The organism is Acinetobacter sp. IK31 (assembly GCF_035615195.1).
GTDB lineage: Bacteria > Pseudomonadota > Gammaproteobacteria > Pseudomonadales > Moraxellaceae > Acinetobacter > Acinetobacter calcoaceticus_C.
This window is the reverse complement of sequence record NZ_JANBOB010000017.1, coordinates 36,931-58,225: the sequence shown is the minus strand read 5'-3', so window position 1 is coordinate 58,225 and position 21,295 is coordinate 36,931. Positions and strand designations below refer to the sequence as shown.

Genomic DNA, 21,295 nt, shown 5'->3' with positions numbered 1-21,295 from the left:
AGTTCACTCTAATTGATCTTGATACTTTTGAATCTCTGAGACAAAGCTCAGCAGAAAAGTTGTAATTTGTGATTTATATTGTTCAGTTTGTAGCATCTCAATAATTTGTTCAGGAGATTTGCTAAGAAGAGAAATCCGTAAAAATAAATCTTCAAAAAAATTACTGCTAACAGTCGACAGTACTCTTCTTAAAGAAACCAGCATATCGTCACCGCGACTAGATGCATGAACTAGAACAATAGGTTTATCTATGATTTCAGTGCGCGAAACCATCCAGTCAATTGCATTTTTGAGACCGCCTGGAATACAACGGATATATTCAGGACTTGAGATGATAATGCCATCTGAGGCAGAAACAGATTTGATAAATTCTTCTACTATAGCAGGCGTTTTTTCTCCCTCATCATCTGGAGAGAAAATGGGAAGCTTATTAAGGCTATGGAAAACTGAAAATTCAATACTGGACGGTGCTATATCTTTCATTGCTCGCAATAGCGCTGTATTTGTTGATGCCTCTCTTGCACTGCCGGATATAGCCAAAATTTTCATAGCATCCTCTTTGCCTTTTTATATAGGCAGTAATAAATTCTTTAATTAACAACTCATATAAATATTAAAAAACAGCGGACTCACGATCCGCTGTTTTTTCATTTGTTAACTATTTCCTCGATAGGATAATGCTTCTGTAAGGTGAGAACTTTGAATCACTTCACTTTGAGCTAAATCGGCAATAGTACGAGCAACCCGTAAAACACGATGATAAGCGCGGGCCGATAAATTTAAACGTTGTTGAGCCATTTCAATCATTCGTTGAGAAGTACTATCAAGTACAGCATGTTGTTCTAGCTGTTTCGGCGAAAGCGCTTGATTTAAACAATTTTGTCTTTGAATCTGTTGTTCATAGGCATAAATCACACGTTGTCGAACACTATTCGAATCTTCAACAGGTGTTGGGTCTTGTAGCTCTTGGGCCTTTAACGGGGGTACATCAATATGTAAATCGATACGGTCAAGTAAAGGTCCTGATATACGGTTTTGATAGCGCTTAATACTCTCAGGTGAACACTGACAACGACTATCTTGGTTAAATGCATAACCACATGGGCAGGGGTTCATCGCTGCAATTAGTTGGAAGTTAGCTGGGTAAGTAATTTGCCGAGCTGCTCGTGAAATAATGATTTCTTTGGACTCAAGCGGCTGACGTAAAACTTCTAATACTTTTCTATCAAATTCGGGAAGCTCATCTAAAAAAAGTACTCCTAAATGCGATAATGTAATTTCGCCCGGTTTAGGGTGAGAACCGCCCCCAACGAGTGCAATAGCCGATGCTGTATGATGGGGCGCTCGAAATGGTCGCTGACCAAAAGTATGTGATGTATTTGAAATAGAGTAAATACTAGCAACTTCAAGCGTTTCTTGATTAGACAGAGGCGGTAAAATTGAAGGAAGCCTTGAGGCGAGTAAAGTTTTACCGGTGCCGGGTGGTCCTTTAAAAAGTAAAGAGTGCCCCCCAGCAGCAGCAATTTCGAGTGCGCGGCGTGGGCGTAGCTGACCTTTTACATCTGCCAGATCAAATTTATAAGGCATTTGATTTGATGTAGTTGAAGGTTCAATCGAAGATAGAGATTTCGTGCCCAGAAAATGTTCACAGACTTCTTTTAAATGGCTCACTGGATAACATTCAAGATCCGGTAAATGGCTAATATCCTGACTATTATCGAGAGGTAAAAGCATTTTATGCTTGGCCTGTTGACACGCCATTGCCAAAGTTAAAGTACCTGACACTGGCCTTACATGACCATCCAGCGCTAATTCGCCAATTAATTCAAAATCTTCGGCACAGTTTTCAGGAAGTTGACCAGAGGCAATTAAAATGCCTACAGCAATCGGTAAATCTAGACGTGACCCATCTTTGGGCAAATCTGCTGGTGCAAGATTAATAGTCAGTCGTTTAGTCGGAAATTGAAATCCACTGTTAATAATTGCTGAGCGAACTCGGTCTTTACTTTCCCTTACGGCCGCTTCTGCTAGGCCTACAATGGTAAGAGAGGGTAAGCCTTGACTCACATGGACCTCTACTTCAATGAGAGGTGCATGTAAACCCAAAAGTCCCCGTGTATAAATTTTAGAAAAAGACATTTTATTGTTCCATTATGGTGCTTCATTTTTAATCGTTGTAAAGTATAAGTGCGCTACATTGGTGCTTATTTTTTGTTCTTTAAAGTTTCTTCTAATAGTTCCACTTGTTTTTGTAGCTCTGCTAAACGTTGGTTAGCTGAGAGAAGTGCGGTTTTTTGACGGTCAATCTCTTGTCTGGAAACAAGGTCTAACTTCTCGACTGCTTCATTTAATAATGCACGTAAATTTTTTTCCAAATCTTTTTTAGGCTCATCAATTTGTTCCAGAATGGCCTGTAATAAAGTTTCTAGCATGAAATATCCAAAGTGTTGTATTACCTTATGGTTTACAGTTTACCACTGCTTGAACGTGGGATATAGGTTTCAATTCTTTTAGTACAAATAGAACATTAAATCAGCATGTAACTATACTGAAAATTCATTTTATTTTTAATAGCTCATCTACATCTTGATCACTAAATAGGTTATAAAGAAAGTTCATGCAATAGATTCATTTCCCTCAACCTTTGAAATATTGGCATGAAAATTGAACATAAAACCTTACTGGTGAAAAGAAGCCGAAGGAAACAAACATGAAGCTTGTAACTGCAATTGTAAAACCGTTTAAATTGGATGATGTGCGTGAAGCGCTCTCTGACATTGGTGTACAAGGGATTACCGTAACTGAAGTTAAAGGTTTTGGTCGTCAAAAAGGACATACAGAACTCTACCGTGGCGCGGAGTATGTGGTTGATTTCTTACCTAAAGTAAAAATCGAAATTGCGATTAGTGATGAAATGGTCGACGCGGTAATTGAATCAATTACACGTGTAGCAAGCACAGGAAAAATTGGCGATGGTAAGATTTTTGTGACTAACCTGGAACAAGTTATCCGTATCCGTACGGGTGAAACTGGACCAGATGCTGTCTAATTGGCACAAAGCTTGCTGAGTAGAAAATAACTCGCAAATGAGGTTGGGGGACACGAATGAAAAAAATGCTTATGGCGCTAAGTCTATCAGGCGCTCTTTTGGGTGGTACTGCCGTTTGGGCAGAAGATGCTGTAACAACGCCTACATCGGAAGTTGCGGCTACATCAACATCTCAAGCTACTGCAACCACTGCAGAAGCACCAGTTGCTGAAACTCCAGCAGCTCCAGCACCGACACCTACTCTTGATACGGGTGATACCTCTTGGATTTTAGTTTCAACCGCATTGGTTCTATTAATGACCATTCCTGGGTTGGCATTATTCTACGGTGGTATGGTACGTAAAAAAAATGTATTAAGTACTATGATGTTCAGCCTTTCAGCTGCAATCTTAGTAAGTTTGCTGTGGGTAATTGCTGGGTATTCAATCGCGTTCTCTGGCACAGGTGCATTTTTTGGTGATTTGTCTAAAGCAATGCTAAACGGAGTTGCGTTTGATGCATTGAGTGGGACAATTCCTGAAAGTCTCTTTGTTATTTTCCAAATGACCTTTGCCATCATTACAGTTGCAATTCTAAGTGGTTCTATTGCAGACCGCATGAAGTACTCAGCTTTCATGATCTTCATTGCAGTTTGGGTACTTGTTGTTTATGCGCCAATTACTCACTGGGTTTGGGCGGCAGATGGCTGGTTATTTAAAGCAGGTGCCTTAGATTTTGCTGGCGGTACAGTTGTACATATCAACTCAGGTGTTGCTGGTTTAGTTGCTGCTTACATGCTTGGAAAGCGTATTGGCCTTGGTCGTGAATCTATGGCTCCGCATAACTTGACTCTAACCGTTGTCGGTGCAAGCTTACTTTGGGTGGGTTGGTTTGGCTTTAACGGTGGTAGTGCTTTAGGTGCTGGTGCTCGTGCAAGTATGGCAATTTTAGTGACTCAAGTTGCTGCCGCTGCTGCTGCATTATCATGGTTAGTTGTTGAACGCATGATTCGTGGTAAAGCCTCTGTATTAGGTGGTGCTTCTGGTGCTGTCGCTGGTTTAGTTGTGATTACGCCAGCAGCAGGTTTCGTCGGTGTAGGCGGTGCTTTAGTCATGGGCCTTATCGGTGGTGTCGTGTGCTTCTGGGGTATTACTGCACTTAAACGCTTACTTAAAGCTGATGATGCTTTGGATGCGTTTGGTTTACATGCTGTAGGTGGTATTGTCGGTGCGATTTTAACTGGCGTATTTTACAGTGATGAAATTATTAAAGCAGCCAACGTTACCTTAGCTCCAACCTTCGCTGGTCAATTATGGGTACAAGTTGAAGGCGTATTGGCAACCATGATTTACAGTGGTGTAGCGACTTTTGTAATTCTTAAAGTGATTGATCTGGTGATTGGTATCCGTGTTAACGCTGATGATGAACGCATGGGTCTGGATTTAAGCCAGCATGGCGAACGTATTGAATAATTCGTAATATATTCCAATCAAAAAAACAGTCTTCGGACTGTTTTTTTGTCTCGAAGAATGCTGGTTCTGTAAGTGTAGAAATTTTGCTACACTAGGTCAAAGTAATCGACCCTATAAGTCCGCTATGCATTGTCCATTTTGCAACGCCGCAGATAGTAAAGTCATTGATTCACGTTTAGCCGCCGAAGGCTGTCAGATTCGTCGACGTCGTGAGTGTGTAAGTTGCGGTGAACGTTTTACCACTTTTGAAAGCTATGAAGTGGTTATGCCCCGTGTGATCAAATCGAATGGAAAAAATGAACCTTTCGATGAGGCTAAGCTACGCCGTTCGTTAATGCATGCTTTGCAAAAACGTCCGGTCACCCAAGAACAGATAGAAACTGTTTTAAGTGATATTCAATTGCAGATCCGCCGTTTAGGTGAGCGTGACGTGAAGTCTAGAACAATTGGTGAAGTCGTCATGCAATCTCTATTTGCACTCGACCATGTCGCTTATGTCCGATTTGCTTCTGTTTATCAAGATTTTCAGGATGTTGAGGCCTTTCGCCGTCAAATTGAGCAAATGCAGCAACGTGAACAATAACTATTTGAGATTTTTATGTCTGAGTTGAAAAAAGATCAATATTGGATGCAGCAAGCTATTGAACTTGCCAAACGAGGTCTATATTCGACTAAGCCTAATCCAAATGTGGGTTGTGTCATTGTCAAAGATGATCAGTTAATAGGCGAGGGCTTTCATCCTAAAGCAGGTCAACCACACGCCGAAGTTTTTGCCTTGCGTCAGGCCGCTGAACAGGCTCAAGGTGCAACAGCGTATGTGACGCTTGAGCCATGTGCACATTATGGGCGAACTCCTCCTTGTGCTGAAGCACTGGTTAAGGCACTGGTTAAAAAGGTGGTTGTGGCATGTCCTGATCCAAATCCACTCGTTGCGGGTAAGGGCGTTCAGATTTTGAAAAATGCCGGAATTGAAGTAGAAGTTGGCATTTGTGAAGATTTGGCAGAAAAATTAAACCAAGGTTTTTTAAAGGCGATGTCTACGGGCATGCCTTATGTACGCTTAAAAGTAGCTTCAAGTCTAGATGGGCGTACGGCAATGGCATCTGGTGAATCGAAATGGATTACTGGTGCAGTTGCGCGTCAAGATGTTCAGCACTGGCGTGCCATTTCAGGAGCAGTGATTACAGGGATTGAAACTGTGATTGCAGATGACTGTCAGCTTAATGTACGAATTCTGGACAGTGTTGATATTGAGACAATTGCACAGCCAAAACGGATTATTTTAGACCGCCAAGGTCGTTTGCCGCTCGCTGCTAAAATTTTAGAAAACCCTGAAACTGTGATGGTAATGGGACCATATCGTCAAGAACTTGCCGATTTAGGCGTGATACAATTAGAAATTCAGCCTTTAAAAGTGCTGTTACAGTCCCTATCTAAGCAATATCAAATTTATGATGTATTGGTAGAAGCCGGTGCAACCTTATCTACTGCCTTTTTACAAGAAGGTTTGGTAGATGAGTTGATCAGTTATATTGCCCCGACATTATTGGGGAAAAGTGCAAGAGCCATGTTCAATGCAGAGTTTGAATATATGGTACAGCAACTCCGTTTTACACTTCTTGATGTGACACAACTTGATCAAGATATACGCTTAAGGTTAATCCCTACGCAAGAGAAAGTATGAATCCAGAGCCTTCGGTTTATCACAAACGTCGTCATGCAGCCCGTACGACAGACGAATATCTTTTCCATCAGCTTGTTCCTTACTTGGGTAATAAGCGCCGATTGCTCCATCTAATTTTAGAAGCCCTTGAAATTACAGGGACGCTGAATAGCAAGAAAAAGAATCCTCCGATTTTTGCCGATTTCTTTGCCGGCAGTGGTGTCGTGTCTCGTTTGGCACGTCAAAATGGTTACCGTGTCATTGCGAATGACTGGGAACCTTATAGCCATGCGTTAAATCATGCGATTTTAGCTTGTATTGATGCACCTGCTTTTAAAGAGTTGGGCGGTTATCAGAAGGCAATCGATTATTTAAATCGCTTACCTGAAGTTAAAGGTTGGGTAACACATAACCTTTGCCCACGTAATGATGATATTTATGATCCAGCTCGTGACCGTTTGTTCTTTAAACGCCGTAATGGTATGCGTATTGATGCGATTCGCCAGCAGATTGCAACATGGCAATCTCAAGGCGCAATTAATGATGTAGAGATGAGTGCATTGCTCGCGCCTTTGCTCTATTCAGCCAGTTTTGTCAGTAACACCAGTGGTGTATTTAAAAGCTTCCATCAAGGGTGGGGCGGGCGTACTCAAACTGCATTAGAGCGAATTGAGTCATTACTTTGGTTAACACCGAGTCGTTTTTGCGAGATTGGTGATCGTAAACGTCCTGCTGCTGAAATGTGGTGTGTAGATTCACAGCATCTAGCAAATCAAATGAGTGGTTTTGAAGTAGATGTTGCTTATCTTGATCCACCATATAACCAACATGCATATAGTAGTAATTACCATGTTTTGAATGCATTAACTTTATGGGATCAGGCCGATTTACCTTCACCAGATACTAAAGGTTATAAGAGTGGAATTGACAGAGCTTGGCGTAAAGAGCGACCAAGCCCATATAACTCTTCTAAATATGCGAAAGATGCGTATGAAAAATTACTTTCAACCATCAATGCCCGCTATATTCTGACCAGTTATTCAACTGATGGTAATATCGAGCCGAAAGATTTGCTTATGGCCAATCTGGAGCGCGGCAAAGTGACCTTGTTAACACAAGATGTTCCGCGCTATCGAGTGAGTAAACAACGACAATCTGAACGAGCACGCGTGCTTGAGTTTATTGTGATTACAGATACTCATGCCAAGTCAGGACCACCATTACGTCAGTTATTAGGCCAGCTTTACCACTTCGCCGAGCTAGGTGGTGTAGATACTTCAGGTAATAGTACACAGCTCGCACTTTGGTAAGCACTGCAATTTAAGCAGTGTAAAAAGATTTGGAGATTGAGCCATGTTTACAGGCATTATTGAAAGTTTAGGAAAAGTTGAAAGCCTGCAAAGCGTAGGTGGAGATGTGCGTTTACGTATTCAGACTGATCTGGATATGTCAGATGTACATTTGGGTGACTCGATTGCGACCAATGGTATTTGCCTCACCGTAATTGAATGGGGCGATAATTGGTATGCTGCCGATGTTTCTCGTGAAAGCTTGAACCGAACGACTTTGGGTCACTGGAAAGTTGGGCAACGTGTCAATGTTGAAAAGGCAATGTTACCGACAACACGCTTTGGTGGACACATTGTAAGTGGTCACGTTGATGGCGTGGGTGAAATTACCGTAGTACGTGAAGACGCTCGTTCAATCTATTATGAAGTTACGGCACCCGCAGAACTTGCTAAATATTTAGCGGAAAAAGGTTCTGTGACCGTAGATGGTATTAGTTTAACGATTAACCACTTACGTGGAAATATTTTAAGCTTGAACTTAATACCGCATACAGCAGACCGTACTAATATTGGAACTTGGCAAGTCGGCAGCAAGGTAAACCTTGAAGTCGATGTTTTAGCGCGTTATATCGAGCGTTTATTACTAGGTGACAAGGCAGCTGAACAAAAAACAGAGTCAAATATTAGTATGTCTTTTTTAGCTGAGAATGGCTTTTTAAAATAAAAGCCAGGTCGTTAAAATAAAAAAACCGGACACATGTTCCGGTTTTTTTATTTTGAAAATTTAATGTTTGGTTAGAGTAACCGAATGTGTACCGACCCATGGCTTGTTATGCTGAGTGCGAGTAATTGTAAAATCACGGGTTTCAGACTCACGTGTAAGTAAGATAGATAAAGAGTTAAAGTCGTTATGACTCATATAAAATTCTTGTGCTGAAAACGTCCATTGCTCACCCTGATTAAGCTGTTCAACTTGCTTTGAAATCTGATGCAGAATGTCCATCTCTTATCCTCATTAATTATCTTGAATAACTACTTTTCATTCTTATAATTAATTGATCTATAAGAATAATCTATATGTCTATTTTGTGACATATAAGTGTCATTTTTATGACAAGAATAAGATTTAAAGGTTTACTTTTCTATTTTTTCATCAGAAAACTTAGAATTTTTCAAAATGTATTCAATTTCTTCTTGAGCTGCCGAATGTAGTTTAGCTCGGAAAGCCGTTACAGACTGTTCAATTAAGCTTTCAGCTTCAAGTTCTAAACGAATGCGTAAACTTTCAAGCTCAGATAAGATTTGATCATCGGTAATACTAAGTTTTACACCAGATGAGTAATTAATTGCTGGGGTTTCAGGGTTCTTTTGATAACGTGCGGTTTGTTCCGCAACTTCTTGCTCTAAATGACTACGTAAAGTATGTAATATCTCAGTCTGTTCATTAAATTTACGAATTTCATCTGCTTGCAACTCTGCAGCATAGGCTGCTTCTGATGCACGTTTGTCAGCAAGTGCTTTTTCTAAAGCAAGCTGACGACGAATACGTGCTTGCTCAATGAGCTCTGCTTTGAGATCAGCGTAGGCTTGTTCAATTTTTTGCTGTGATTCTAACTGCGCTTTTTCGTCATTTAAAACCCAAAGCTGAATAGGTGTTTGAGGTTCTAGTAAGTCGCAAATACGTGCCAGATCCTGTTGATAGGCATGACGGACAGCTTCAGGCGCATTTAACCATCTTTTTTTAAAATCTTGCCCGACATTTAATGCCACCATGCTTCTCCTTTGTTCAACAGTATTTACATTTTAGCGCGTTATAATTTAAAGGTCCGCGGTTCTATACCCAAACGGCGATACATTTTAAATTTTTCTCGACCAATTTGCTTGGCTGTTTCATTATTTTCAACAATTTCTATAATGTGGCTAAAATGATCAACTTGTTCAAGTGCATGATTGTTAAAATTAAATACTAACAAGCCTTGTTCAAGTGGTTGTTTAGCCGAAATACATACAGCAGCATCAGCTTGATCAACCCCATGTGCAATGAAACTAACAGGGTCGAAATCCCATAATCTTTCATCAAGAGTTTGTTGTAGCTGCACATCTGGGCAATACCACCAGATTTTAGGATGCTTCTGTAAAATTTTTCGGCATAAACGGCAAGCACTATCGACTTGCCGTTCTTCACTGGTTTCAAACAGATAAAAACTAACTTTAGCCATTCGTATTTACACGATTTGCTAAAAATTGCATGAGGAGTGGTACTGGACGACCAGTTGCGCCTTTAGCTGGACCAGAAAGCCATGCTGTTCCAGCAACATCTAAATGAGCCCAACGATACTCACGTGTAAAGCGCTCAAGGAAACATGCAGCTGTAATCGCACCACCGTATGGACCACCGATGTTCGCAATATCTGCAAATGGTGAATCAAGCAACTCTTGATAATCATCAATCACTGGCATACGCCATACACGGTCAAAAGACTGCTCACCCGCTTGTTGAAGTTCAGCTGCCAAGGCATCATCTGGTGAGAACAAACCACTGAGTACTTTGCCCAAAGCAACTACACACGCACCTGTTAACGTCGCAATATCCACCACTACTGCTGGATTGAAGCGTTTGATATAGGTCAATGTGTCACATAGTACCAAACGTCCTTCAGCATCTGTATTTAAAATTTCAACAGTTTGTCCGCTCATGGTGGTTACAATATCGCCTGGACGGGTTGCTTTGCCAGAAGGCATATTTTCTGCTGCTGCAATTGCACCAACCACATGAATAGGAAGTTTCGCTTCGCATAGCGCACGAATGGTGCCTAGTACAGAGGCTGCACCACACATATCGAATTTCATTTCATCCATGCCAAGGCCTGGTTTTAAAGAAATGCCACCTGTATCAAAAGTTACGCCTTTACCAACTAGAACAACTGGAGCTTGATCAATCTGTGCTTGATATTCGAGAGTTACAATGCGACCCGGACGTTCAGATCCTTTACTCACTGCAAGAAAAGCATACATGCCTAAATCAGCCATTTGCTGCTCATTTAAAACAGTGACTTTAAGTAAGTCAGGGAATTCTGCCGCTAAAGCTAGAGCCTGTTCTGCCAAATATTCAGGGAAACAAATATTACCCGGACGGTTACCAAGGTCACGCGCGTAAGACTGACCAGACTGTACCGCATGTACTAACGCCAGTTGTTGTTTATCTAGGCTAGTCGTTGAACTAATTAAATCAACCTGTTGTAACACAAATTCATTTTTTTTCGATTTAAACTCATCATAACCATAAGCTGCTTGAGTTAAGCTTAAAGCAAATAAATAATGGTGCTCGACAGGTAAAGCAGCAATATCAATTGCGATATGCTTAAATTTATTTTGTGTCGATTTGATAATAGTTTGAGCAAGTTTAGCGAGCTTAACTGCCTGAAGTTCGGCTGTTTTTCCTAAGCCAAGTAATTGGCTGTGAGGCTGATTTGAAATCTGACCAAATAGTGGCAGAGTTTCATTAAGGTTGCCTTTAAATTGGGTAGCAGTAAGAACGCTTTCTAGGTTATTGATTTGATATGTGTTGATGTTGCTTTGTAGCTGTTCTGAATCAACTAAAATCCACAAAGATTCATTAGATGTCTGTTCGGGAAAAGTTGTATAAGTTGTAAATTTCATGGCTGCCGTGATTGCCTATAGAAAGTTATGATGAATTAAAACATTGAAACACTTTCAAGCATAGCGTTGCAATGTGCGGTTTTATATTTTTAACATTCGGGTAAACTAGCAGTCGTCCCGATTAGCCTTTTGGAAGTATTACTTTGATTATTCGGCGTTATCTCGTCAAGCAAGTTGTCTCTACCTCATTAGTGGTCATTTCCTTATTGACCTTAATCATGATGGGTGGTCGTCTGATCAAATACTTTGGTGTGGCGGCGCAGGGGCGTTTAGATGCCAGTATCTTGTTTAGCATCATTGGGTATCGTTTACCTGAATTTCTAACACTCATTTTACCACTGGGTTTTTTTATTGGTTTAATGTTGGTGTTTGGTCGCTTATATGTTGACCATGAAATGGCAGTCCTGAACGGTAGTGGTGTGAGTCGTCATCAATTGGCGCGACTACTTATTCCAATGACACTTGTTTATATGGTTTGTCAGTCTGTGCTTATGCTCTGGATGACGCCGTGGGGACTACGTGAGTTTGAAAAATTAACCACCACTCAAGCGGTTCGGACAGGTTTTGATTTGGTTCGCCCAAGAGAATTTATTTCTTCTGGACCCTATACGATTTATGCAGGTTCGCTATCTGAAGATCGAAAAAATCTAAAAGACATTTTCTTTTATCAACGCGCTACCAAAGAAGATAAGCCAGATGTCATGATTTTGGCAAAAGAAGCGACTCGTGTAGAAGTCGCAAATGATACAGCCAATGTGGTTGATCTGGTGCAAGGCCGCCGTTATGAAATATTCCCGGGACAACCAAAATATACACAAGCAGAGTTTCAGTCTTATCGTCTACGTTTAGAAAATGACAAAGATGTTAAGTTTGAAAGTGGTGATGTAGAAGCATTATCAACGACTAAACTTTTTTCAAAAACGAATGATCCAGTGATAAGAAGTGAGTTGGGATGGCGTTTGTTTGGACCATTCACTATTCTTATTGCTTTAATGCTTTCTGTGGCATTGTCTGAGGTGAGCCCAAGACAAGGTCGTTATTATCGTCTTATTCCGGCGGTTTTTATTTTTTCCAGTCTGATCGTATTAATGATTGCAATCAAGACTCGTATTAGTAAAGAAGAACTCGATATTTGGGCTTATCCTGCCGTGTTGGTTGTTTATGGCGTTGCAGCTGCCTTATTTTCACGTAAACAGAAGTTGGCACCAAAAATCAAGAAACAGATCAAGCGAGTGAAATTATAATGTTAGCACGTCGAATAGTCGCCAAATATGTGACGAAAACCACTGCGCTTGCAATGTTTGGCACCACAGTTGTTTTGTCGATTTTACAGATCTTATTTACGTACCTTGGCGAGTTGGGTGAGCTCAAACCAGACTATAACGCATGGCAAGCTCTCATCTATGTGTTGTGGGGGGCGCCTCGTTATCTATATGAAATTTTGCCTATTTCTGCCTTGATTGGTGCTGTAATTGGTTTAGGGTCACTCGCGACAAGCAGTGAACTTATTGTTATGCGCTCTGCTGGTATTAGCTTATGGCGTATTGTCGGTTGGGTGATGCGCTCAGCTTTACTGCTTATTATTTTGTCTTTTGCTTTAAGTGAATGGGTTATTCCATATACCAATGAAAAAGCAGAAAGTGTTAAAAGTCACCGCTCTATCGCTGCTTTAGGCGAAGTAAAAGGTTATTGGTCACGTGAAGGGCAGCGATTTATCTATATCGACTATGCGAACTCTCAAGGCAATTTAAAAGATATTCAAGTGGTCGATTTTGATCAGAACTATTACTTGCAATCATTAATTAATGCTCAGCAAGGACAGTTCGTAAAAGATGGTCAATGGGCTTTGAAGAAAGCAGAACAAATGGATATTCTGGCGGCAGGAAATGCCATCAAAACTGACCATGACGAACAATCGCTTTCTTTAGCATTACAGCCTAAATATGTGCACATGGTGACTTTAGATCCTGAAGATTTATCACCAAGCCAGCTGATTAGTTTTATGCGCTATATGGATGAATATAGTCAGGTTCCAAAGACCTACCAATTGGCTTTCTGGCAAAAAGTTGCTTCACCATTTTCATTGATCGCTCTGGTTCTAGTGGCGTGTTCATTTATTTTTGGGCCCTTACGCCAACAATCAATGGGTTTCCGTTTAGTGATCGCATTGTTTATTGGTTTGAGTTTCTATTATTTGCAGGATTTCTTGGGCTATGCCAGCTTGGTTTATTCCCCATCTCCAGCATGGTTTGTACTCGTACCTATCTTGTTAATGTTTGGTGCCGGAAGTTATTTGCTTTACCGCGCTCGCTAGTAATTATTGATATTTATAGCTTTCATCAATCGTAGATATTGGTGAAAGCCATAGGAAAAAATAGAGTCTTGACCGAAAATTCGGTAAGATATTGTGACGAAATTGTAGACAAAAGAGAAATAGATTATGACGGATGCAACTGCTGGCAAGATCCCTCACGTTCTGGTCATTATGGATGGTGTCGGACACCGTGAAGCGACTGAAGATAATGCCTTTCTTGCAGCAAAAACACCGAATTTGGCAGCAATGACAGCAAAGCACCCAAATAGTCTAATTTCTGGTTCTGGTGAAGATGTTGGTTTACCTGATGGACAAATGGGTAACTCTGAAGTTGGTCATATGAACCTTGGTGCTGGTCGTGTGTTGTATCAAGACTTTACTCGTATTACTAAAGATATTCGTACTGGCGACTTTTTTAAACATGAAGTGCTAATTGACGCTGTTGAAAAAGCCAAAGCCGCTGGTGGTGCTGTCCATATTATGGGATTACTCTCAGACGGCGGCGTCCATTCACATGAAGACCATATTGTGGCGATGTGTGAGCTTGCATTAAAACGTGGTGCAAAAGTTTATTTACATGCTTTTCTTGATGGCCGTGATACGCCTCCACGTAGCGCTCAGTCGTCTTTAGAAAAATTAGATGCATTATTTGCTCAATACCAAGGGCAAGGCCGTATCGCGACCATGATTGGCCGCTACTTTGCAATGGACCGTGACAACCGTTGGGATCGTGTTGAGCAAGCTTATCGTTTGTTGACCGAAGGCGAGGCACTTCGTACTGCGCAAACAGCAGTGGAAGGCTTAGAGTTAGCTTATGCAGCCAATGAAAACGATGAGTTTGTAAAAGCGACTCGTATTGGTGATGTTGCTAAAGTACAAGACGGCGATAGCGTTGTATTTATGAATTTCCGTGCTGACCGAGCTCGTGAAATTACTCGTGCATTTGTAGAAAAAGACTTTGCCGGTTTTGAGCGTAAAGTTGTACCGAATCTTTCTAAATTTGTCATGCTCACCCGTTATCAGGCTAGCATTGATGCGCCAGTTGCATATATGCCAGAAGCATTGAAAAATTCATTAGGTGAATATTTATCTTCTTTAGGGAAGACTCAGTTACGTATTGCCGAAACTGAAAAATATGCTCATGTAACATTCTTCTTTAGTGGTGGACGTGAAGATGAATATCCGGGCGAGAAGCGTATTTTGATTCCTTCTCCAAACGTTGCAACGTATGACCTTAAGCCTGAAATGAGTGCTTATGAAGTCACTGATGAATTGGTTAAAGCCATTAATTCTGGTGAATATGATTTATTGGTTGTGAACTATGCCAATGGTGATATGGTAGGTCATACAGGTATTTTTGATGCTGCAGTTAAAGCAGTTGAAGCAGTCGATCTTTGTTTAGGGCGTGTCTATGAAGCAGTAATGGCAAAGAAAGGCCATATGTTGATTACTGCTGACCATGGTAACGTTGAACAAATGCAAGACTACGAAAGTGGTCAAGTTCACACTCAACATACAACGGAACTTGTACCGTTTATTTATGTTGGCCCAACACAAGCAACAATTGCAGAAGGTGGCGTGCTTGCCGATGTAGCACCGACGATTCTCAATTTAATGCAGATTCCTGTTCCTGCTGAAATGCAAGGACGTAACCTGATTACATTATCTGCATAAGCCAAAGGTGATTGGATGCTGCAACACATTAAATATAAAAAACTTATTGTAAGTATGTTGCTGTGTTGCAGCCAATTTGCTTTTGCAGCGCCAGTTGTAAAAGAGAAATTGTCACCTTTGCATTCCGATTCGGAAGAACCGGAACATAGTTATGCAGAGGTGCCGATCGAGTCAATTCAACAGTTTGTTCAAATCTATGGAATTGTCCGAGATAACTACGTTGACGTGAAGTCTGACGATGCCTTATTTCAGCAAGCCATTAAAGGGCTGGTAAGTGGGCTTGATCGTTACTCACGCTATTTGTCGGCAGAAGAATATCGTCAATTGATTCAATATACTGAAGGTGACCTCGCCTCTGTTGATTTTGCTTTAAGCCCTGAATTGCATGCCCATAAATGGATGATTCGTGATCTTAAAACGGGCTCAGACTCATACAAATTAGGTTTGAGAAATGGTCAGGCTATTCTCAAGATTGATAATCAAGACTTAAAAAATTTAAACCACGATCAAGTGCTCGGGCTGCTTTATGGTTCTATCGGAAGTACGCTTCAAGTACAAGCAGAAGATTTAAATGGAAACCTCAACTTAGTTCGTAATAAAAAAATAGAAACTGATATAGAACCTGTAATGCTACATAATCAGGTGCTCGTATTAAAAATTAGAGTATTCCAGCAAGACACCGCAAATGAAATTAAACGATTAATTGAAGAAAATAGTTCACCACGTTTAAAAGCCGTTTTAATCGATCTACGAAATAATCCGGGTGGATTGTTATCGGCAGCAGTCGAGTCGGCAGATTTATTTCTAAATAGTGGGATTATCGTCTCAACTAAAAGCCGTTCGGAAGGTAATCAGCAATTTCAGGCTCTGCCCGGCAATGAATTTCAGAATATAAAATTAGGTATATTAATTAATCATCGTTCTGCATCGGCAGCCGAAGTTTTTACTGCGGCCATGAAAGAACACCAGCGTGCATGGGTAATCGGTGAAAAAAGTTATGGGAAAGGCGTAGTGCAGAAACTGTTTCCTTTGCCAAGTGGTGCGGCACTACAAATGACAGTCTCACACTATTACACGCCAAATGGCAATATGATTGAAGGGCAAGGTATTCAGCCTAATCAGAGCTATCCTTTGCCCCCAGAAATGAAAGAAGACGTATATTTAGATCGCGTTGCAGACTTATTTCTAAAGAAAAAATAGTTTTTATACCTCCTCTCCTAATTCGGTATCTAAGCCAAACTTTTTCAATCGATAGCGTAAAGAGCGGAAGGTCATTCCTAACTTTTTAGCTGCTAAGGTCCGGTTCCAATGTGTCATGTCCAATGCATTTAGCAGAATATCTTTTTCAATATTTTCTAAGTAGCGTTCTAAGCCTTCCATTGGTAATTTTGGTCGAGCCTGAGCAATCGCAGTTGATGTGTCATTCACTGGTTTAGTGGTGATTTGCGAGTTAACGCTACTGCTTCTGAGAAGAGTCGTATTCAAGTGTGATAAATCAATACATTCATCATCACTTAAGGTAATAGCGCGTTCGATCATATTTCTTAATTCACGAACATTACCCGGAAAATCTTGCTGCAATAAATAAGTTTCAGCAGTCGTGGTTAATTGTTTATTTGGAATTTCCCATTCCATACAAACCTTTTGAATAAAGTGATGGGCTAATAGCAAAATATCTCCACCGCGCTCACGCAGTGGCGGCAACATAATATCCATCACATGAATGCGGAAAAATAAGTCCTGACGGAATTTGCCTTGTCGGACTAATAAATCTAAATCTTGGTGGCTGGCACTAATCACCCGAAAATCAACGTCAATTTCCTGATCTGAACCTACTGGGCGAATTTTTTTCTCTTGCACTGCCCGAAGCAATTTAACCTGCATATTTAACGGCAATTCGGCAATTTCATCTAAAAATAAACTGCCGCCATGAGCGGATAAAATAAGGCCTTGTTTGTCTTGGGTCGCTCCAGTAAAACTACCTTTTTTATGCCCAAAAAGTTCACTTTCCATGAGCTCAGTTGGAATTGCTCCACAGTTAATCGCAATAAATGGACCTTCGCTGCGGTTACTCAGACGGTGAATAAGATTAGCAACAACTTCTTTACCTGTACCAGATTCCCCCGTAACAAACACTGGAGCTTGGGAACGGGCTATTTTTTTTATAGCAATACGTAGGTTTTGTATCGGTGGAGAACGTCCAATTAATAGGTCATTTTCCAACGTTGTTTCACCAAACTCATGCTCTAGTTTTGGCTGGTTAAGTGCTTTTTTTAATAACTGATCTAAATGAATTTGGTTAATAGGTTTACTTACAAAGTCAAAAGCTCCCGCCTTTAACGCTGCAATTGCAATATCCATATTGCCGTATGCAGTTAAAACTGCAATTGGTGTCTGAGAATAAGTTTGAGAAACATGTTTAACTAATTCTAAACCGCTACCGTCGGGTAGGTTCAAATCGGTTAAGCATGCATCGTAATGAAACTGAGTAAAGAGTTGTTTGGCCTGTTCAACCCGATAAGCAAGATGTGTTTTAATCCCCATTCGCGCAAGAGTCATTTGCATTAAAAGGCACAAATCTTCTTCATCGTCTACAAGCAAAACTAGTGGTTGCTGTTCTGCCATTTCCCCAAAAACCTAATAAATAATCAATATATTATTGGACATTCCATTCGGAAGCATGCCCCTTGTTTTTGCTCTACATACGTGAGCTTTGCATGGTTTGCCTCACAAAAACTATGAGACAAATATAATCCTAAACCAGTTCCATTAATTTCGGTACTAAAAAATGGTTTAAATAATTGAGATATATCACGTTTTGAAACACCTTCACCGTAATCGATCACATCAATATAGATTTTATTTGTTTGTGAATGAATGTTGATCAGTACATGCGGCGAATCGGGTGCATTATGACGTAAAGCATTCCTAACAAGGTTAATCAGCACCTGTCTGAGTTGTTTCTCGTCAAATAATAATTTTAAGGATAAATCAGATATTTTAAGCTGTATAGAATGTTTAACATCCGATAGATCTTCGTCTAATAACGTTTTTATGAAGTCGTTTAATTCAATCTGAATCGGGTGAGTTCTTTCGCTGCTGGCAAGTCCTAATGTGTCTTGAACAATACTATCGATGCGTTTTGTTTGCTTGCCAATCATACGGCTTAAAGTATTTTGCTGCTCTAAATCACTATCTTTAAATAATTCATTTGCCTGAACAATTGCTGCCAGAGGGTTACGGATTTCATGTGCAATACTGGCTGAAAGTTGCCCTAAAGCGGCAAGTTTGAGTTGTTGAGCTTGCTGATTAATGTGTTGTGCATCTTGTAAAATGAGTAGCGTCAATGCCTGTTGTGGCACCACAAGATGCTGCACTTTAATATTAATAGAGTAGGCAGAAAGCTTTGATTCAAAAATAAATCGGTCACCTTCTTGTAAGTTACCAAACTTAAGAATTTCAAATAAATCGGGGTGCCACTTAGCTAAAGGATATTTTTCACTGGCAAATTGTGGCGGAATGCCTAACAGGGAGCAGGCAGCCGGATTACTTAGAACAATGTCGTAGTTTTCATCTAGAACCAGATAACCTTCTTCAATTTGTTCCAAAATATAGCGGTTAATATTTTGTAGTTGATATAGTTCGATGGATTGGTGGAAAGTTAGCGCCTCAAGTAATTTAAAGCGCTGAACCGCAATTTGCCCGATGCCATGCACCACAAAAAATAAAAAGGCTAATAAGGCACTATTACCAATTGTATTTAGATTATTGTAGTCAAATAAACTACCGACAAAGCGTTGGTAAATAACGGCAATGACCGCAAGTAATGTAATGAGTAAAGACATTCTTGCGCTGAGCAAAATTGCCGAGGTGAATATGGCAATAACATACAGCAAGCTGAGTTGAAGATTTGGTTCACCTACAGAAAATGTAAGTAAACTCAGGCAGATAACATCAACTACAAAAAATAAAATAAGCTGCTTTGTTGCCTGAGTTGAAATAAACTTAAAACACAAAAGCTGAAGAAGGCTTAATATGGAATAGCCAAGCAGTGTGTAAGAATATAAAGCGGGTTGCTGTAGACTATTGTCGATTTGAGCATCGGTTAAAACCAAAATAATATTGAGGCTAACCGCAATAATAAGACGATATAAACCATACCACGTGCCCAAACGAAAAATCGTATGGGACAACGATGAGTTTAAGGGAAATTGCATATAAGTCTGATTAAGGTTTAATCAGACCATAACGGATCGCAAGATGAGTCAGTTTAACGTCACTATCAATGGAGAGTTTTTCAAAAATACGGTAGCGATAAGTATTCACCGTTTTAACACTTACAAAAAGTTTGTCCGCAATTTCTTGAGCGCTAATACAATTTACAACCATCATTGCAACTTGCATTTCTCGTTCGGATAGAGCGTCAAAAGGTGATTGTTGTGTGTCCGATAGATAGGAACTCGCCAACTGCTCAGCAATATCGGCACTGAAGTATTTGCCGCCTTGCATGACTTTGTTGATTGCCCGAACCATTTCTGTAATTGGAGCACCTTTAGTGATGTAGCCTTTAGCTCCTGCTTTAAGCAAAAGAGAAGGGTATGGTTCTTCTGATAAACCACTTACAGCAATAACTTTTGTATCTGGTGCACTTTGTAATAAACGACGTGTTGTCTCTACACCGCCGATGCCTGGCATATTGACATCAAGTAGCACAACTTGAGGATGTTTCTGACGAACAATAGCAATAGCTTCCTCACCAGATTCGGCCTGTCCAATTACTTCAACATCGGCATGATCTTCTAACATACGGCAAATGCCTGTACGTACCAGTTCATGGTCATCGACAACTAAAACTGTAATCAAGAAGACCTCCTTTCTTTCAAAAAACAAGTTTTTTGTTACATAAAGCAAAATTAGCTTGCAATGGGATGACAAAATTAGCAATCCTATTCTTATATAGTGAGCGAATAGTTGTGCACAATTGTGTCGGTAAAAGCGTTATACCTTATACCTCAAATGTAAGGCATAATTATAGTTAGCGCAAATGTGTATCACCCTGAGTCGAGTATTGTGCCGTGAAAAATTCTAAAAAGTCTTTAATGCATGTGCTAAGCATGTCTATTTTGCTTAGTTTGAGTTCAACAAGCTTTGCAGAACTCGTCAATAACCCGTCCTCAGGGAGCGGTGGGAGTGCAAGTTTAAATTGGTCTTCAGCTGACGCTAGTCAACTTTTGAATGATGAAGATGATGAGCCAACTATACAAGGGTCAACATCTGTAACTACAACTTTACGTGGTGGTAATGCACCCAAAGTTGTGGCATCTGCACCAAAATTTGCTCAAATCCGCGATACCTCTGGTTACAATGCCCAGCCGAGTGTAAGTGCTCGTGCCGCATTGGTGATGGATGCGCAAACTGGTGAGGTTCTTTATAGTAAAAATACGAATGCTTCTGTTCCAATTGCATCTATTACTAAACTTATGACAGCAGTGGTAACAGCAGATGCTCGTTTAAACATGTCAGAAGAAATTATGCTTGAGCAAATTGATTTTGCGGGGGCTGGCGGGAAAAATTCCAGCTCAACACTGCGTGTTGGCGACAAAATGAACCGCGCAGAAGTGTTGCTGTTTGCTTTAATGAAATCTGAAAATCCGGCAGCAGCGGCTTTAGCTCGTACATATCCGGGTGGTCGTCCTGCATTTGTAGCTGCAATGAATTCTAAAGCACGTGCTTTGGGTATGACAGCTACCCATTATGTTGAATCTACGGGCTTACATCCACAAAATGTATCTTCTGCGCGTGACTTAGGAATTTTGGCGAGTACAGCATCTCAATATGGCTTAATTCGTCAATTTTCAACAACACCAACTTATGATTTTAACTTGGGTTATCGTGTGTTGAAATCTAACAATACCAATGCATTAGTGCGTAATGGTGGTTGGAATATTAACTTGTCTAAAACAGGTTATATCAATGAAGCAGGTCGCTGTGTTGTCATGCATACGACTGTAAACTCACGTCCAGCCGTGATTGTATTGCTTGGTGAGCCAAGTTCGCAAGCACGTAATAATGATGCAACTAACCTATTGAGTTGGTTGAGTAATTTACCAAAACGTATTTAATTTAAATATTTTAAAAACGCTTCGATCAAGAAGCGTTTTTTTTATGGCTATTAAAAAAGACATAAAAAACGGC

At 40.4% G+C, this 21,295-nt stretch carries 21 protein-coding genes; 11 read left to right on the top strand and 10 right to left on the bottom strand.

The genetic code is table 11. The annotated features are described in order from the left end of the window. Positions 1-3: 3 nt before the first annotated feature. The 3 genes from MSG66_RS11285 to MSG66_RS11275 form a co-directional block, all read right to left on the bottom strand. Positions 4-549, bottom strand: a complete 546-nt coding sequence (locus MSG66_RS11285; protein WP_324654166.1) for an NADPH-dependent FMN reductase — start codon at positions 547-549, stop codon at positions 4-6. 105 nt (positions 550-654) lie between these two features. Continuing rightward, positions 655-2,139 carry a YifB family Mg chelatase-like AAA ATPase gene (locus tag MSG66_RS11280; protein ID WP_324654165.1) on the bottom strand — a complete coding sequence of 495 codons (1,485 nt, stop codon included), beginning with the start codon at positions 2,137-2,139 and terminating at the stop codon, positions 655-657. A gap of 65 nt (positions 2,140-2,204) precedes the next feature. Beyond that, positions 2,205-2,432, bottom strand: a complete 228-nt coding sequence (locus MSG66_RS11275) for an accessory factor UbiK family protein (RefSeq protein WP_324654164.1) — start codon at positions 2,430-2,432, stop codon at positions 2,205-2,207. 278 nt (positions 2,433-2,710) lie between these two features. Between MSG66_RS11275 and glnK the strand changes: the two genes are divergently transcribed. The 6 genes from glnK to MSG66_RS11245 all read left to right on the top strand — a co-directional run bounded on the left by glnK (position 2,711) and on the right by MSG66_RS11245 (position 8,176). Next, on the top strand, positions 2,711-3,049 hold the full coding sequence (glnK, locus tag MSG66_RS11270) for a P-II family nitrogen regulator (RefSeq protein ID WP_000780326.1): 339 nt from the start codon (positions 2,711-2,713) through the stop codon (positions 3,047-3,049). A 56-nt stretch (positions 3,050-3,105) separates the two neighbouring features. Then, positions 3,106-4,500 carry an ammonium transporter gene (locus MSG66_RS11265; protein ID WP_042894292.1) on the top strand — a complete coding sequence of 465 codons (1,395 nt, stop codon included), beginning with the start codon at positions 3,106-3,108 and terminating at the stop codon, positions 4,498-4,500. 124 nt (positions 4,501-4,624) lie between these two features. Then, positions 4,625-5,083: a transcriptional regulator NrdR gene (gene nrdR / locus MSG66_RS11260; RefSeq protein WP_003654416.1), complete on the top strand. Its 459-nt coding sequence runs from the start codon at positions 4,625-4,627 to the stop codon at positions 5,081-5,083. 15 nt (positions 5,084-5,098) lie between these two features. After that, positions 5,099-6,184, top strand: a complete 1,086-nt coding sequence (gene ribD, locus MSG66_RS11255) for a bifunctional diaminohydroxyphosphoribosylaminopyrimidine deaminase/5-amino-6-(5-phosphoribosylamino)uracil reductase RibD (RefSeq protein ID WP_324654163.1) — start codon at positions 5,099-5,101, stop codon at positions 6,182-6,184. Beyond that, a complete protein-coding gene (locus tag MSG66_RS11250) occupies positions 6,181-7,473 on the top strand; it encodes a DNA adenine methylase (protein WP_075431217.1) in 1,293 nt (430 codons plus the stop codon). Before ribD ends, MSG66_RS11250 begins: the two co-directional genes overlap by 4 nt. Before the next feature lie 43 nt (positions 7,474-7,516). Beyond that, positions 7,517-8,176 carry a riboflavin synthase gene (locus MSG66_RS11245; RefSeq protein ID WP_324654162.1) on the top strand — a complete coding sequence of 220 codons (660 nt, stop codon included), beginning with the start codon at positions 7,517-7,519 and terminating at the stop codon, positions 8,174-8,176. A 60-nt stretch (positions 8,177-8,236) separates the two neighbouring features. On the opposite strand, the gene MSG66_RS11240 is transcribed toward MSG66_RS11245, so the two are convergent. The 4 genes from MSG66_RS11240 to MSG66_RS11225 form a co-directional block, all read right to left on the bottom strand. Continuing rightward, complete coding sequence (locus MSG66_RS11240; RefSeq protein WP_003654423.1) at positions 8,237-8,455, bottom strand: hypothetical protein; 219 nt, start codon at positions 8,453-8,455, stop codon at positions 8,237-8,239. Between the two features lie 131 nt (positions 8,456-8,586). Next, complete coding sequence (blhA, locus tag MSG66_RS11235) at positions 8,587-9,225, bottom strand: cell division protein BlhA (protein WP_324654161.1); 639 nt, start codon at positions 9,223-9,225, stop codon at positions 8,587-8,589. Positions 9,226-9,263: 38 nt separating this feature from the next. Then, entirely contained in the window at positions 9,264-9,671 is a 408-nt protein-coding gene (locus MSG66_RS11230; RefSeq protein ID WP_042894304.1) for a DNA polymerase III subunit chi, read from the bottom strand. Beyond that, positions 9,664-11,112 carry a leucyl aminopeptidase gene (locus tag MSG66_RS11225; protein ID WP_133975783.1) on the bottom strand — a complete coding sequence of 483 codons (1,449 nt, stop codon included), beginning with the start codon at positions 11,110-11,112 and terminating at the stop codon, positions 9,664-9,666. Before MSG66_RS11225 ends, MSG66_RS11230 begins: the two co-directional genes overlap by 8 nt. Positions 11,113-11,255: 143 nt before the next feature. Here MSG66_RS11225 and lptF point away from each other — a divergent pair, with 143 nt between their 5' ends. The 4 genes from lptF (at position 11,256) to MSG66_RS11205 (ending at position 16,300) form a co-directional block, all read left to right on the top strand. Further along, positions 11,256-12,356 (top strand): LPS export ABC transporter permease LptF, encoded by a 1,101-nt coding sequence (gene lptF / locus MSG66_RS11220; protein ID WP_042894309.1) that lies wholly within the window; start codon positions 11,256-11,258, stop codon positions 12,354-12,356. Continuing rightward, positions 12,356-13,426 (top strand): LPS export ABC transporter permease LptG, encoded by a 1,071-nt coding sequence (lptG, locus tag MSG66_RS11215; protein ID WP_042894311.1) that lies wholly within the window; start codon positions 12,356-12,358, stop codon positions 13,424-13,426. The genes lptF and lptG overlap by 1 nt, the downstream gene beginning before the upstream one ends. A 126-nt stretch (positions 13,427-13,552) precedes the next feature. Next, positions 13,553-15,100 carry a 2,3-bisphosphoglycerate-independent phosphoglycerate mutase gene (gene gpmI, locus MSG66_RS11210; protein ID WP_324654160.1) on the top strand — a complete coding sequence of 516 codons (1,548 nt, stop codon included), beginning with the start codon at positions 13,553-13,555 and terminating at the stop codon, positions 15,098-15,100. Positions 15,101-15,115: 15 nt separating this feature from the next. Beyond that, the gene (locus tag MSG66_RS11205) at positions 15,116-16,300 is read left to right on the top strand and encodes a S41 family peptidase (protein WP_324654159.1); all 1,185 of its coding nucleotides are present in this window, start codon (positions 15,116-15,118) and stop codon (positions 16,298-16,300) included. Positions 16,301-16,303: 3 nt separating this feature from the next. Here MSG66_RS11205 and MSG66_RS11200 read toward each other — a convergent pair whose 3' ends face one another. From MSG66_RS11200 to MSG66_RS11190, 3 genes are read right to left on the bottom strand one after another with little or no spacing between them, the layout of a single operon-like run. Continuing rightward, positions 16,304-17,725, bottom strand: a complete 1,422-nt coding sequence (locus MSG66_RS11200; protein WP_324654158.1) for a sigma-54 dependent transcriptional regulator — start codon at positions 17,723-17,725, stop codon at positions 16,304-16,306. Between the two features lie 23 nt (positions 17,726-17,748). Next, positions 17,749-19,317 carry a sensor histidine kinase gene (locus MSG66_RS11195; protein ID WP_262474490.1) on the bottom strand — a complete coding sequence of 523 codons (1,569 nt, stop codon included), beginning with the start codon at positions 19,315-19,317 and terminating at the stop codon, positions 17,749-17,751. 10 nt (positions 19,318-19,327) lie between these two features. Then, positions 19,328-19,963: a response regulator gene (locus MSG66_RS11190; protein WP_042894320.1), complete on the bottom strand. Its 636-nt coding sequence runs from the start codon at positions 19,961-19,963 to the stop codon at positions 19,328-19,330. Between the two features lie 212 nt (positions 19,964-20,175). Between MSG66_RS11190 and pbpG the strand changes: the two genes are divergently transcribed. Beyond that, positions 20,176-21,222: a D-alanyl-D-alanine endopeptidase PBP7/8 gene (gene pbpG, locus MSG66_RS11185; RefSeq protein ID WP_202743749.1), complete on the top strand. Its 1,047-nt coding sequence runs from the start codon at positions 20,176-20,178 to the stop codon at positions 21,220-21,222. The last annotated feature ends 73 nt before the right edge of the window (positions 21,223-21,295 follow it).